16 protein-coding genes are annotated in these 12,393 nt (G+C 42.1%); 9 read left to right on the top strand and 7 right to left on the bottom strand.

Features of this window, described 5'->3' with window-relative positions:
- Positions 1–45 precede the first annotated feature (45 nt).
- The 3 genes from ACP5L5_RS09445 to ACP5L5_RS09455 all read left to right on the top strand — a co-directional run bounded on the left by ACP5L5_RS09445 (position 46) and on the right by ACP5L5_RS09455 (position 3,436).
- Complete coding sequence (locus ACP5L5_RS09445) at positions 46–438, top strand: hypothetical protein (protein WP_428763331.1); 393 nt, start codon at positions 46–48, stop codon at positions 436–438.
- A 260-nt stretch (positions 439–698) separates the two neighbouring features.
- On the top strand, positions 699–2,639 hold the full coding sequence (locus ACP5L5_RS09450) for a thermopsin family protease (RefSeq protein ID WP_428763332.1): 1,941 nt from the start codon (positions 699–701) through the stop codon (positions 2,637–2,639).
- A 119-nt stretch (positions 2,640–2,758) separates the two neighbouring features.
- Positions 2,759–3,436, top strand: coding sequence for a phospholipase D-like domain-containing protein (locus ACP5L5_RS09455; RefSeq protein WP_428763334.1), 678 nt, complete (start codon positions 2,759–2,761; stop codon positions 3,434–3,436).
- A gap of 83 nt (positions 3,437–3,519) precedes the next feature.
- Here the strand turns inward: ACP5L5_RS09455 and amrS are convergent, their stop codons facing one another.
- Positions 3,520–4,608 (bottom strand): AmmeMemoRadiSam system radical SAM enzyme, encoded by a 1,089-nt coding sequence (gene amrS, locus ACP5L5_RS09460; protein WP_428763336.1) that lies wholly within the window; start codon positions 4,606–4,608, stop codon positions 3,520–3,522.
- A gap of 117 nt (positions 4,609–4,725) precedes the next feature.
- Between amrS and ACP5L5_RS09465 the strand changes: the two genes are divergently transcribed.
- The 3 genes from ACP5L5_RS09465 (at position 4,726) to ACP5L5_RS09475 (ending at position 6,365) form a co-directional block, all read left to right on the top strand.
- Positions 4,726–5,109, top strand: coding sequence for a HEPN domain-containing protein (locus tag ACP5L5_RS09465; RefSeq protein ID WP_428763337.1), 384 nt, complete (start codon positions 4,726–4,728; stop codon positions 5,107–5,109).
- Complete coding sequence (locus ACP5L5_RS09470; protein ID WP_428763339.1) at positions 5,076–5,441, top strand: nucleotidyltransferase domain-containing protein; 366 nt, start codon at positions 5,076–5,078, stop codon at positions 5,439–5,441. Before ACP5L5_RS09465 ends, ACP5L5_RS09470 begins: the two co-directional genes overlap by 34 nt.
- Positions 5,442–5,510: 69 nt before the next feature.
- Positions 5,511–6,365, top strand: coding sequence for a TIM barrel protein (locus tag ACP5L5_RS09475; protein ID WP_428763340.1), 855 nt, complete (start codon positions 5,511–5,513; stop codon positions 6,363–6,365).
- A 128-nt stretch (positions 6,366–6,493) separates the two neighbouring features.
- On the opposite strand, the gene ACP5L5_RS09480 is transcribed toward ACP5L5_RS09475, so the two are convergent.
- On the bottom strand, positions 6,494–7,234 hold the full coding sequence (locus ACP5L5_RS09480) for a substrate-binding domain-containing protein (RefSeq protein ID WP_428763342.1): 741 nt from the start codon (positions 7,232–7,234) through the stop codon (positions 6,494–6,496).
- Between the two features lie 53 nt (positions 7,235–7,287).
- On the opposite strand from ACP5L5_RS09480, the gene ACP5L5_RS09485 reads away from it, so the two are divergent.
- Positions 7,288–7,617 carry a DsrE family protein gene (locus ACP5L5_RS09485; RefSeq protein ID WP_428763343.1) on the top strand — a complete coding sequence of 110 codons (330 nt, stop codon included), beginning with the start codon at positions 7,288–7,290 and terminating at the stop codon, positions 7,615–7,617.
- Positions 7,618–7,622: 5 nt separating this feature from the next.
- On the opposite strand, the gene ACP5L5_RS09490 is transcribed toward ACP5L5_RS09485, so the two are convergent.
- Both ACP5L5_RS09490 and ACP5L5_RS09495 read right to left on the bottom strand, forming a co-directional pair.
- A complete protein-coding gene (locus ACP5L5_RS09490; RefSeq protein WP_428763344.1) occupies positions 7,623–7,898 on the bottom strand; it encodes a hypothetical protein in 276 nt (91 codons plus the stop codon).
- A 169-nt stretch (positions 7,899–8,067) separates the two neighbouring features.
- Positions 8,068–8,991, bottom strand: a complete 924-nt coding sequence (locus ACP5L5_RS09495; protein WP_428763346.1) for a D-2-hydroxyacid dehydrogenase — start codon at positions 8,989–8,991, stop codon at positions 8,068–8,070.
- A gap of 130 nt (positions 8,992–9,121) precedes the next feature.
- On the opposite strand from ACP5L5_RS09495, the gene ACP5L5_RS09500 reads away from it, so the two are divergent.
- Positions 9,122–9,880: a recombinase family protein gene (locus ACP5L5_RS09500; protein WP_013605516.1), complete on the top strand. Its 759-nt coding sequence runs from the start codon at positions 9,122–9,124 to the stop codon at positions 9,878–9,880.
- A gap of 15 nt (positions 9,881–9,895) precedes the next feature.
- Here the strand turns inward: ACP5L5_RS09500 and ACP5L5_RS09505 are convergent, their stop codons facing one another.
- Positions 9,896–10,153 carry a hypothetical protein gene (locus ACP5L5_RS09505; protein ID WP_428763348.1) on the bottom strand — a complete coding sequence of 86 codons (258 nt, stop codon included), beginning with the start codon at positions 10,151–10,153 and terminating at the stop codon, positions 9,896–9,898.
- Positions 10,154–10,241: 88 nt separating this feature from the next.
- Between ACP5L5_RS09505 and ACP5L5_RS09510 the strand changes: the two genes are divergently transcribed.
- The gene (locus tag ACP5L5_RS09510) at positions 10,242–11,036 is read left to right on the top strand and encodes a nicotinamide mononucleotide deamidase-related protein (protein WP_428763349.1); all 795 of its coding nucleotides are present in this window, start codon (positions 10,242–10,244) and stop codon (positions 11,034–11,036) included.
- A gap of 25 nt (positions 11,037–11,061) precedes the next feature.
- On the opposite strand, the gene ACP5L5_RS09515 is transcribed toward ACP5L5_RS09510, so the two are convergent.
- Together ACP5L5_RS09515 and ACP5L5_RS09520 are read right to left on the bottom strand one after the other, a co-directional pair.
- Positions 11,062–11,919, bottom strand: coding sequence for a hypothetical protein (locus ACP5L5_RS09515; protein WP_428763350.1), 858 nt, complete (start codon positions 11,917–11,919; stop codon positions 11,062–11,064).
- A gap of 58 nt (positions 11,920–11,977) precedes the next feature.
- Positions 11,978–12,169, bottom strand: a complete 192-nt coding sequence (locus tag ACP5L5_RS09520) for a hypothetical protein (RefSeq protein ID WP_428763352.1) — start codon at positions 12,167–12,169, stop codon at positions 11,978–11,980.
- Positions 12,170–12,393 lie beyond the last annotated feature (224 nt).

Genomic DNA, 12,393 nt, shown 5'->3' on the forward strand with positions numbered 1-12,393 from the left:
CGCGAAAATAGTAAGTATTATTAGGCTTGATTAATTAATGAACAAGTGTCAAGAAAAGCGAGAAGGAAGGAGGAAGAGAAGGGTGCAGGTTCTGCATCAATAACATCATTCCTCTACGGTACGGAGGAGACAGCGAAAGCCGAGTCTAAAACCACCGCCAAGGAAAAAGAAACAACACAGATGCCAAGGGCTGAGGAGGTAACGAAGGAGGTGAGTAAAGCCGCGACACCTGCCATAACCACGGGGATAGAGGATGAGGTATTAAAGCACATAATGAGTAGAGGAAGCATAACAAAGGATGAGTTGATGGCGTGGGCAAAAACAAGGGGTTATAAGGTTGCGGACATACTAAGGGCAATAGAGGCATTGACAGGTAAGGGCAGGATTAAGAAGAGACTTAATGATAAAGGCAACCTGATATACGTATATGTTAAGTAAAACATCCACATAATACAAAGATATTCTCCAATAAACCCTAATATACGTTATTTAATACTACAGCACTGATTAGATCAGTAAGGAGCAATAAATTAGTACTCAATAGTCGTAATGAGTCCTCAAGGTAGATCACCCTGGAAATGCCAGGGTGAACCCTTGAGGATGATCCAACAATATTCCTCTCTCAGTGCCTAGTATAAGCATTGAATGGTGACAAAAAATGTTAGGGTTTAAAATGACCTAGCTTGCTTCGGGTTTTAATGGTGAAAAGCCTATTTTTCCTAGTACTTTTCGGCTTAATACTAATATCCATATCATTAAATATACATGCTCAGGTCCAAGTACCTCCTCCACAACCAAACGTGTTATTTGTTCCCTGGAACGTCACTCTTTCCCAGCCAGAGTACGTTGTTGTTTACGCAGGTGGTTGTTCTCCAGGTAATACAAGTACCTATGTCTTTACCCCAGGTGAATACGACCTATGGTACTCAGGGCAAGCAGTAAACGCTGTCTATGCAGGTACGCTAATGAATGGAAAACCATTACCTATTCAATTATCTCAGGGTAATTACGTAGTTGTCGTTTACCCCGCACCTAGTAATTACGCCACATGCCTATACCTCACTTATGGCCCAAGTTTTGGTATGGGCATAGTGAGCCTACCATTACAACCCATCAGGACTAATGAGGTGCTTGGTTACTTCAACATAAGCAGAATCAGTGCGTACAACACAAATGGTGCTAACTACGGCGTGCCTAATTCTGGCGCTGGATTACAGTTGAATGTTGTACTCGTTGTAGACCTAGTCAACGGGCAGAAACAGTACTACTGGCTACAGAATGTTATTCAATTCTTAACACATAGCCAGAACTATGACTTTCTCGATAATGTTTGGAACGACACAACTGCATTAGCCACGTTAACAAGTATTGCAGGTAATGGCGTTGTTAGCAATAGTACGAATGGCGTATACTACGGGTATCAATCAGGATACAACACATATAATTTACCCTTTGCTGGTTACCTCATTATTAATGTTTTTACGTATTATGGCACCGTCATTGTTCAGTTCGGCTACGTCATTACCCAAAGCAGCCTTTACCAGGCTCCTCAGGTTGTTTGGTATGATAAGGTGTACATAAGGCCTTATGCACCAGCCTCTAGAGCCTATATCGAGGTCTACGCAAATAATCTGACCCCAGCTGGGTACCCCATGGATGCTGAGTTGGTCTTTACTGGGTATGCTAATGGTGAATTGACAACCTTCAGTAATGTTAATGCCAAGTTAGCACTAGTTTACTGGAATAACAGTACCTGGTCTCCATTCCCAAGCGTCTATAGTTTTTCGTTGGATACCCTTGAGTCTGCCACTAACCTCCGGGTATCCATGCCCGGCTCCTTTGCAGTGGTCACTGTGGACAAGTCCAACCTGGGTCTCATTAATCCTAATCCTCAGGCCCCGGCACTACCAATGACCTTCATAAATATCACATACCCAACGGGTTCCAGTGCACTCTACATTATTCAGACTTACAGGGCTGTTTTCCCACCGGTGATCCAGCCACAGGGCGATGTGAGGTACGTCTTTGAGGGCTATTACTTGAACAGCGAATTTTACAGTAATTCCTCCATAACGCTATACCCAAGCCAAACCTGGTTCACAATCTATAACATAACCGCTGCCTATCAGGCGCAGTACTTCGTCAGTATTAATTCAGTGCTTCCAGTGAGTATTAATGGGACGGAAACAACAAGCTACAGCAACTGGGTTAATGCAGGCTCGGTTCTGAGCATTATTGTCAACAATGTGACGCTCAGTAACGAGACGTTGTTCGTACCATCACTCCATAGTGAGACTCTAAGTATCAACTCACCGATTACATTAACCATAAACTGGACACCTTATTACCATGTTGAAGTTACCAGCAACTACCCAATTAACGTCAATGGTGTGTCAACGACAAACTTCACCAGTTGGGTTAGGTCTGGGTCTCAACTAGTGGTAACTGCAAAGCCCATCAATGAGTTAATGGGGTTAGTAACCTTGGAACCAAACGCAACATCACTAACTCTAGCCATAAATGAACCAACAACCATAACAATAACCTACACACCAAACTACACTAACTTGATAATCACAATAACTGTAGTACTAATGTTAATGTTCGTATTCATGATAATAAGAACTAAAAGACATTGATCTTTACGGGATGCATGCTGGTACTAAGCGGGTATTAATATTGCGCTATTATTGCTATTATTTAATAGTAATGTATCGAGATATTGGATTTAAAAATCATTAACTAGTCTAATCTTAAAATGTGTTCTAATCTAATTATTGGTAAGGAAGTAAAGAAAATTTTCGATGAGGTTTTAGACTCAAGACAAGCTTTAATAATATCGCCATGGATTGACGGGGAATACGCCAAATCCGTTTTTAAAATGATAAAGGAGGATAGGGCGAGGGTTATAACGAGTATGGACGATAATAATGATCTCTATAAACTAGTTATGGAGTATATCCAAAACAATGACATTTACGTAACGAGATACGTCACTAATGAAAAATATAGAGCTGTGGGGATAATGCTTATCTTGCTCGGTATAATCTTCATGGCGTTAACTAAAATTAATGATTTATTTGTGCTCATTGGTTTCCTCGTATTAATCTTTGGTATTGCATTCATTGGGTCTGGTCGGGCTCAGATTAAGGAGGTTGTGCCTTGGTTACTTAACATTAGGTTTAGTCCTTCTCAGGGTAGTGATGGTTTCATACACATCAAATTATACGTAACTGATAGAAATGCCTACTTAGGTAGTGCGAACATGACCTACTCAGCATGGGCTAAGAATTTTGAGGCTATGGTGAAAATACCTAAGGAGGATGCCATAACGCTCTTTGATAAAGCCTGGTCAATAACCAGGAGTATTGAGGACCTGCAAAGGCAGGTAAAGGGGCAGGTTGAGGAGTCAATGAAGGTTAAGAGTGGTAATTGATCATGGTTTTAATGCCATGGGTACGCTTAAACAATTTACCCTAAAACCCTTAAGAAATCCTAAACGTTTCCTGATAATATAAACTATATAAATCTTCTGTACAGGTTCCCGTATCTGCCGATGAAACCCCTAATCTTAATTTCATACCCACACCTAGGACATCTATAGCCGACTAACTTAACATCAACAACCCTATCCTCAAACCTCTTAATCAATACAGCACCACACCTTGGGCAGTACGTGTGTTGACCAGGATGACCAGGCACATTACCAACATACACATAGTCAAGCTCTTTCCTAGCCCTTCTCCATATATCTTCAAGGAGTTCGGTTGGCGTTGATGGATTACGCAGCTTATGCGCCGGGTAGTAAGCCGTTATGTGCATTGGCACATCCCTGCCCAACTTAGCCACAGCATTTATTACTTCATCAGCATCGTCATCATTAACGCCAGGAATCACCAAATACGTAACCTCCAAATGAATACCCAACTTAACAGCATACTCAAGAGTGCTCATCAACTTGCTAAAATCAGCAGCCAACCACCACCTATATGTTTCACGACCACCCTTAATGTCAGAATTCATACCATCCATACCAGCATCAAACAAGGCCTTCAACGCCTCAGGCGTTAAGTAACCATTAGTATTAATTGACGCATGTAAACCTCTCGCTTTGGCGAGTTTAAACACGTCAATTGCATACTCGGTCAGCAACGTTGGTTCATTAAAGCTCACATTAATACCAGTATCCCCATTCTCAATTGCCCATTCAATGAGTCTTTCCGGCGGTACGTAAATACCGTCTAAGCTAGCGAACTTACTTAGGTGCCAATTTTGGCACCATGTACATGGGAAGTTGCAGCCCCACGTACTTATTGTTAGTGCTGATGTACGTGGATAGTAATGAAATAATGGCTTGATTTCCATTGGTCTTGACTCAGCGGCTGTAAGTAAGCCGTATGTTGCTGTGTAGAGTTTGCCGTTTATGTTGAATCTCATACCGCAGAGACCAACTTGGCCATTCGCTAATGTGCATTGTCTATGGCATAAGGTACACCTTACCCTCTCATTATTAAGCTTAATACTGAACGGGCTTTCCCTAACATTGGATAGCCTGAGTAAATCGCTTGAGGGTTCGTACGTCCTCAGCGGCCATGAGTAAATGGGCATGTTAATAATATATCGTTGCACTGCTTTTATACTTTTAATAAATCCCAGGTAATTTATACGTTTATATGGCATATAAGCGTTAACACTGATAATGAGGAATTCAATAGGTGGATTCTAATGGCTAGGAGGACTTTAGATTCGGCAAGAGACGATGAGGATCGGGGTGATTATAATTGGGCGTGCTTTAAGGCCCATCAGACGTCTGAGTTTGCTGTGAAGGCCTTTCTTTATGGTGTTGGGAGGCCCGTGAGGGGACGTTCAATAACGCACTTGCTTAATGAGTTGAGTAAGATGTTTCCTGTTCCTGACGATGTGGTGGATTTGGGTAAGTTTCTCGATAAGTTCTATGTTCCGACTAGGTATGTTGATGCGTGGAGTGAGGGTGCGCCGTATGAGTACTTTACGCGTGGCGACGCAGAAATGGCTATTAAGGCGGCTGAGAGGATTGTATTGTTTGTTGAGGATTTATGGAGAGGATTATTAAGTGGCGTGAGGAGTTGAGGGCCCGGGCGTTGGAATTGGCTAGGCGTGTTGCTGATGATGTTCGTGGCACCGTGTTTCTGGTTGGTTCTTATGCCAGGGGTGATTTTGCTGAGGATAGCGATGTTGACGTTGTTGTTATAGGCAATTTCAATGAGCCACCGCATAAGAGGCTGCTTAACCTGGATGTTCCGCCTAATGTTGAGGTTCTTGCGTTTAATGTGGGTGAGGCTTTTAGGATTGTTGATAAGTGCTACCCTCTTGCCCTTGATTTGTCTATTGGGATTGTCCTTAAGGATGAGTCGGGTATTTCGGGCGAGTTAATAACTAGGGCTAGGAGATGCATTAAGTAGTTGTGCCTCGTATTTATTGAGTGATTATTAAGGCAAAACTCTTTAGTTAGCCCTCAATGACTAAATCCGATGGCTAGGGTTTACCTTGGACCTGCCGGCATACCGATTGGCGCTAAGGAAAGGAAGAGGAGCGCAGGTACGATTGATGGTATTAGGTACGTTAAGGAAGTCGGTCTAAATGCCATGGAGGTTGAGTTCGTACAGGGTGTTAAAATGACTAGAGAGGCCGCGCAGGAGACTGGTGAGGTTGCCAGGGAATTGGGTGTTAGGCTTTCTGTACATGCACCGTACTTCATAAATCTGTGTAGCGAGGAAAAGGAGAAGGTTGAGGCCAGTATTACTAGGCTTGAGGAATCACTTGATAGGGGTGAGGCCATGGGCGCCACGGTCGTCGTTTTTCACCCTGCCTATTACGGTAAGCTTGGCCCAGAGGGATGCTACAATGCTGTTAAGGTTGGTGTTCTTAGGGTTGTTGATTGGATGAGGGAGAATGGAATTAAGAATGTGAAGCTCGGTCTTGAGGTCATGGCTAGGAAGAACCAGTTCGGCAATTTAGAGGAGACCTTTAGGCTTGTTAAGGAGATTAATCATCCGCAGGTGGTTGCCGTAATTGATTGGGGCCACGTGTTCGCGAGGAATGTTGGTTCAATTAATTATAGGGCTGTGTTGAATATGTGGCATGAGTACTTCGGCAATCAACCAATGCACACCCACTTCACGTGCGTTAAGTTCAAGAAGGGTGAGTGGGTTGATGAGCATGAACCCATAGACACGAATAATCCACCATTCGAGCCTCTGGCGAAGGAGTTGGCTAGTGAGGATATCGAGATAACGATAATAAACGAGTCCCCACTCCTGGAGAAGGACGCTCTTAAGATGAAGGAAATGTTACTTAAGTATAACAACACGCTTATGGGCCTTTAGTAGGGTTTTTCATTAAAACGACATAACTTAAGATAAATGGAGGTAGATTGGCAGAAGTACTTAATGAATGCCTTAAATCATTAGGTTAAGCCTGATTACGTTAAGTCTTTCTACATCATTGAAGATAATTAATGCCCCACAATCCACCTAAACCCGTACTTCTCATACATACGCCTAACATTGTCACTACGTAAAAGTTCGAAGACCTTAACGGCATCATTGCTTGCCCATGGCATTAATGCGAAGGATAATCTACTAACCCTATTCCTACTGGGCACTGTGTACTTAAAGCCCCAGTAAATTGCCTCTGTCCTCCAAACTATCCCTGCATCAACTAATCCATTACGGAGTAATTCAGGTATTTCCCTATGGTGTATCCTCGTTAAGTACACCGAGCCCCTGCCAACAAACTCTGAGTAATCACCGCAGTACTCGGTGTACAATTCCCTAAACAATGCACCAATACCCTCCGTGACAGGGTTCGGAACTGCAACCCTCCTATCCCTTAACTCACACCAATCATTCACGGGCTCGCCGACGTACACTATCGCTAAGTCATTCTCAACATACTCAAACCTATCCTTGACCGTTAAACCACTAAGCATGCTTGTTGGTAACGATACTATTTCAGGCTTAACGTCGATCACCAAGCCACCAATAACGAGGGGCTCACCCAATGCCCTCCTTAACACAAGGCCTGGTGGTATGGTCTCAACATACACGTTAAATTCCATTGACTTTAGGAACCCCATTAACTCGTCAATAACGAACCATTGATTACCTGCTAAACTCATCCTTACACCACTCAACACGCCCCTTACATCACTGATGATGTTAAAGTAAGGCAGGGTTATGTTAGCCTCACTCATCAACCGTGATTAACCGGGGAAGTTCTTTAAGTTAATTTCTAAATGTGATTCTGATGCTGAGGGTCGTGGTACAGGTTTCGGATATTAACAACATAGATCAAACACTAACCTCATGTAACAACCTAATAAATGAAATTCCTGAAGCGGAAGTTGAGGTGGTCTTTCATCAATCCGCAATAAACGCCGTTATTAGAGATAGCAGTGTTGAGAGTAAGATAAGGGATTTAATGAGGCGCGGAGTCACAATAGTCGCTTGTAGGAACTCTATGAGGAGTAGAAACATAACGGAGGATCGATTAATAGATGGCGTTAAAATAGTCAATGCTGGTGTTGCGGAGATTGTACGTAAACAGGCTGAGGGTTGGGTATACCTAAAGCTATGATGGCATTAGGCCCTGGTGGTCTCATTATTTATCCTCTCAATGATCTCCACAGCCCTCCTCAATAACTCAATACTGCTTGACTTAAACGTGAAGTTCTCATCACCAATGGCGTACTCAATATCGCATTCACTGTTACAAACTATAGAGACATAAATGCTGAAATCCTCGCCAATCTCAAGAATCACAACTCTCTCACGCCCATACTCCTCAACCGATGCTGCAATTCCTAATTCTCCGGCAATACCCATTATCTTATTCACAATGTTATTTACATCAACCATAAATACGCATATGCTGACATGGTATAAAACTTTTACAGTAATACGGAGAAACAGAAATAAACCTCCTATAATCCTTAAGCATGACCGCGGAGAGGCTTGAAAGCCCACGGTGATGCGTGCCGTCAAGTCCCTCTGTCAAACACTTCCTAATAATCATCATCTAACGTTATTATTCATTAAGTAACTTAATTACCTTATTAACAAGTATCTCGGCAATCCTTCTTTGAGCTTCCCTGGTTTCTGCACCAATATGTGGCGTTATTATTACCCTTGGGTGCTTAACCAGTTCTATTTCCCAAGGCTCCCTGGGCGGCTCATTCTCAAGTACATCAAGCGCCACGGCAGCCACCTTACCATCATTGAGAGCCTTGAGTAATGCCCTTGTGTCTATTACCTCGCCCCTGGAAGTATTAATTATTATCACGCCATCCTTCATCATTCGAAACTCCCTCTCGCTAATCATATGTTTCGCATTTGGCGTCAGAGACACATGTATTGATATGAAATCACTATCCTTAATCAAAGTCTCAAAATTTACAACATCAACACCGAGCTTAATGGCCTTATCCCTCACATCAATTACATCATAGACCTGAACCTTCATACCAATTGCCCTAGCCAACTCAGCAACCCTCTGTCCAATTCTACCGAAACCGATTATACCAAGTACCTTTCCAAATAATTCAGTACCAACGTACTTACCCTTAGGCCACCCACCATCCTTAACTAACCTGTCCTGGAGCATCACGAGTCTAGCTGCAGTGATCATGAAACCAATCACTAACTCAGCCACTGATTGCGTGGAACCTTCAGGTGCATTAATAACCTCAATACCCTTTGACTTAGCGTATTCTACATCAATGTTATCAAGACCGACACCTGCCCTCGCTATAATCCTTAATTTGTTAGCGGCATCAATAACGTCCTTAGTAACCTTAGTCCTGCTCCTAACCACCAATACCTCATAATTAGGAATTACCCTTAACAATTCATCCCTACTAATGCCTGGCTTATAATCAACAATTACACCATGTCTGCTCAACTCATTGACTATGTATTCATCTACAGGGTCTGTTATTAATGCCCTAACCATTCATTGAATAAATAGGTTATGTCTTTTAAGCATTATTATCTATATTATTTATAATTGAGAAGATACATTAAATGTAATTAATAATACCTAGACGCATCGTTTAAAAGGCATTTGTAATAAGTTCGTTGTTGTGATTCCTGCCATAGCATATGTTAGAGTATCCACAGAAATGCAGGATCCGGCCAACCAAGTGGAGTACTTAAGGCGATGGAGTGAGTCAAGGGGTTTTCAGATACTGAGGTTTTATATTGATGAGGCTATTAGCGGTGCATCACCTGTGATGGACAGACCAGCCTTTAGGGATTTGGTTAGGGATATTGAAAGTAATTTATTCAGTCCAAGGCCAATGGTTCTCCTGGTATATGAAACCTCGAGGCTCGTTAGGAACTTCCAGGAACTATTTAGGCTACTTGATATTGTTGAGAACAGGCTTGGACTACTAATAGTTAGTACCAGTGAGAAGGAGGCCGTGCTCCAGAACCTCGATGGCGCATATAGGCAGTTCCTTAGGACTGTCCTAGCCTTTGTGGCGTCCATGGAGAGGGAATTCATTAGACAGAGAACTAGGGCTGCAATGGAGAGACTTAGAGCTGAGGGTAAGATTACCTCCAAGGTTGATTTAATGCCCAAGGATATTATTAATGAGGTCTTAAGACTATATAGTGATGGATTAAGCCAGAGGGCAATATCCTCTAAGTTGGGAATTAGTCTTTATGCCGTAAGGAGAATACTGAGTAAGTATGGCTATAGGGGTGATCATACGTGCCCACGTTGTCTCCATAGGATGACGATTGTCGATAAGGCGTTGGTTCAAGTTGATGGAAGGTATGCAATTAAGTACGTGCTTCACTGCCCAAATTGCGGTTATGAGGAATCTAAAATTGAATGATTTAAAAATAGCTCATCATAACTCCCCCTTTATGTATTCCCTGAATTTACCGAGCGCGTTCAATACCCTAGCAATCATCAATTCATCACCCCACTCCACGTAATACACCCTCCACTTATCAAGCTCCAGCTTATCATTATGCCCCAAATAACCATGCCACCACTGTAAAGATTCCTCAATCATTTTAGTTACTCGAACCTTATCATCCTCATCTGGATGAACATCATCTAGATCCAGGATTATTATTGCAAACCTCTTCATACTTAAATCCATTTATTGATTAGTTAACTCATTTATTAATATGTCCTCGTTAATTAGGTACAAAAGCATTTAAGTCAGTGTTTCCTCAATATTTTTCACAATGAGTTACATAGCGTGGATAATATCAATAGGTAATGAATTATTAATCGGGAAGACCGTAAATACAAACGCCGCTTGGCTTGCCAGGAAATTAACACTGCTTGGTTATGACGTTAGGAGGATAATAACAGTGCCTGACAATGAGGAGGATGAGGTTGAGGTATTTAGGGATGCCATTAAGAGAGGTGTCAGGGTTGTGATTTCCACGGGTGGCTTAGGACCAACATTCGATGATAAAACAAGCGAGTACCTGGCCAAGGCATTGAATAGGAAGTACGTGATTAATGACGAGGCGCTTAAGCTCGTGATTGAGACATTTAAATTAAAGGGTTTAGAGCTAACTGAGCCTAGGCTTAAGCAGGCAAAAATGCCCGAGGGTGCTAAGCCACTTCCTAACCCAGTGGGTACTGCACCAGGTATTTGGGTTGAGGAGGATAATACTGTAATAATTGCGCTACCTGGGGTCCCAGCCGAGATGATGAGTATATTCGAGAATTACGTGGAGCCTAAACTACGAGAGATAGGGCCTAAACTTCACTTTATTGAGAGATCAATAACAGTTAAGGGTGTTCCTGAGGCTGACTTGGCGCCAATAATTGAAAAGGGAATGAAGATGAGTAATAGAGTTTACATTAAGAGTCATCCTAAGGGTCATGAAATTAGGTCACCATTGGTTGAGATTCATGTATATGTTAGCTCTGAGGATGTTAGGAAGGCCGAGGATGAGATTAATAAAGTCCTTGACTTTCTCATATTTGCGGTTAAAGAAAAGGGTGGTGAGGTTTTAAGTACTTAATAAAGCCCCTTTTAAGGTGATGAATTCAAAGGTACTTAATTATTGAGTACTTGAGACAATCTCCTGAACTAACCTTATGTGGATGGCCAAGCACTAATATCTTCTCTGCATCATCATATGAAAAGACGAGGTCAGGCTGCGCACCACAGAGAAGACCTAGACCCATTAACTCTGGTGTTTGCTCCGGAACAATGCTTGAGAAAACCCTCTGTATATAATCCCTCATTGTACTTGACATGTTTAGGTCAAATAACGTACTTAGCATAACCTCATTGCCCGTCAACGTTATGTCCCCTGGTTCGAAGCCGTACGTATTAACAAAATCATCACGAATACCGCTAAACTTACTCCTAACGTTGTTAATTACGTCAAGCGCGACTCTAAATAAATCACTGGGATTTACACTTACTTCGCCACCAACATTATCTGAGAATCTAATACTAGCCTTCTTAGCACAGATTACCTGCCCCATATCCTTATCCTCAACGGACTCAACACCATTATAGGCAGAAACCATAGAACCACTAACCTTAACGCCACTGGGTTCACTCGGTGATGACTGCATATAGCACTCAATACCACCCATTAAATACGTTGGATAGAAATTCTCATTAATATTGAAGAATCCCTTAAAGGCATTCACCAGGTAATTATTGGAATCGTAATTCGGCTCCGTAATTGATGACTGAATCAGAAAGACTCTCTTACTATTCTCAACAGTACCAAGGCTAACCTGCTGAGTCTCAAAGCCCGAAACACCCTTGTAAATATCCACATACTTCGAGAAGGTACTCCTGATCTCATCAGCCATATAACGTGCAGAACCAGACAAAGCATTCATTATCTCCTTAATTATCTGCTCCTCATTCCCAACCTGAGCCACTCAATTCGCCGAATGTGAGTCAACGACCTTATTAATAAAGGTTTCTAAGTACACAATACTAAACGAGATTCCTAGGATCAATTCTTGATAACCCTATAACCTTATCATACGCACTATCTGTGGATATAATTTTTCTATCCTTATCATAAAGCAGGCACGTTGCGGCATTATACGCATCGAAAATTGATGTAAGGCCGTATTGACCCATTAATGCTAAAGCCATCAAGTCTGTATCAACTGTAGTTGGCACCCGGACGTGACTGATAGGTTGCTGTTACGCATTGTGAATGGGGACTTCGGTGAGGTATTAGTAAGTAGGGAGGTTATTCATGAGATAATATTATGTATTGAGTCGAATAGGACTTAGTAATCGTGAGATATTGAATAGAGTTGGGGCATTAACAAGTATACCAAATCTTAAATTTAAGCCAATCCCTATCCTTCAAATGGGCAATTAATATGTCGGTATCAATC

It is taken from the genome of Vulcanisaeta sp. (assembly GCF_049966235.1).
Lineage (GTDB): Archaea > Thermoproteota > Thermoprotei > Thermoproteales > Thermocladiaceae > Vulcanisaeta > Vulcanisaeta moutnovskia.

Excerpts from the sequence above, each read along its gene's own strand:
- ACP5L5_RS09450 (WP_428763332.1), top strand. The coding sequence starts at position 699 with ATGGTGAAAAGCCTATTTTTCCTAGTACTTTTCGGCTTAATACTAATA.
- ACP5L5_RS09455 (WP_428763334.1), top strand. The coding sequence starts at position 2,759 with ATGTGTTCTAATCTAATTATTGGTAAGGAAGTAAAGAAAATTTTCGAT.
- amrS (WP_428763336.1), bottom strand. The coding sequence starts at position 4,608 with ATGCCCATTTACTCATGGCCGCTGAGGACGTACGAACCCTCAAGCGAT.
- ACP5L5_RS09465 (WP_428763337.1), top strand. The coding sequence starts at position 4,726 with ATGGCTAGGAGGACTTTAGATTCGGCAAGAGACGATGAGGATCGGGGT.
- ACP5L5_RS09470 (WP_428763339.1), top strand. The coding sequence starts at position 5,076 with ATGGAGAGGATTATTAAGTGGCGTGAGGAGTTGAGGGCCCGGGCGTTG.
- ACP5L5_RS09475 (WP_428763340.1), top strand. The coding sequence starts at position 5,511 with ATGGCTAGGGTTTACCTTGGACCTGCCGGCATACCGATTGGCGCTAAG.
- ACP5L5_RS09480 (WP_428763342.1), bottom strand. The coding sequence starts at position 7,234 with ATGAGTGAGGCTAACATAACCCTGCCTTACTTTAACATCATCAGTGAT.
- ACP5L5_RS09485 (WP_428763343.1), top strand. The coding sequence starts at position 7,288 with ATGCTGAGGGTCGTGGTACAGGTTTCGGATATTAACAACATAGATCAA.
- ACP5L5_RS09490 (WP_428763344.1), bottom strand. The coding sequence starts at position 7,898 with ATGGTTGATGTAAATAACATTGTGAATAAGATAATGGGTATTGCCGGA.
- ACP5L5_RS09495 (WP_428763346.1), bottom strand. The coding sequence starts at position 8,991 with ATGGTTAGGGCATTAATAACAGACCCTGTAGATGAATACATAGTCAAT.
- ACP5L5_RS09505 (WP_428763348.1), bottom strand. The coding sequence starts at position 10,153 with ATGGATTTAAGTATGAAGAGGTTTGCAATAATAATCCTGGATCTAGAT.
- ACP5L5_RS09510 (WP_428763349.1), top strand. The coding sequence starts at position 10,242 with ATGAGTTACATAGCGTGGATAATATCAATAGGTAATGAATTATTAATC.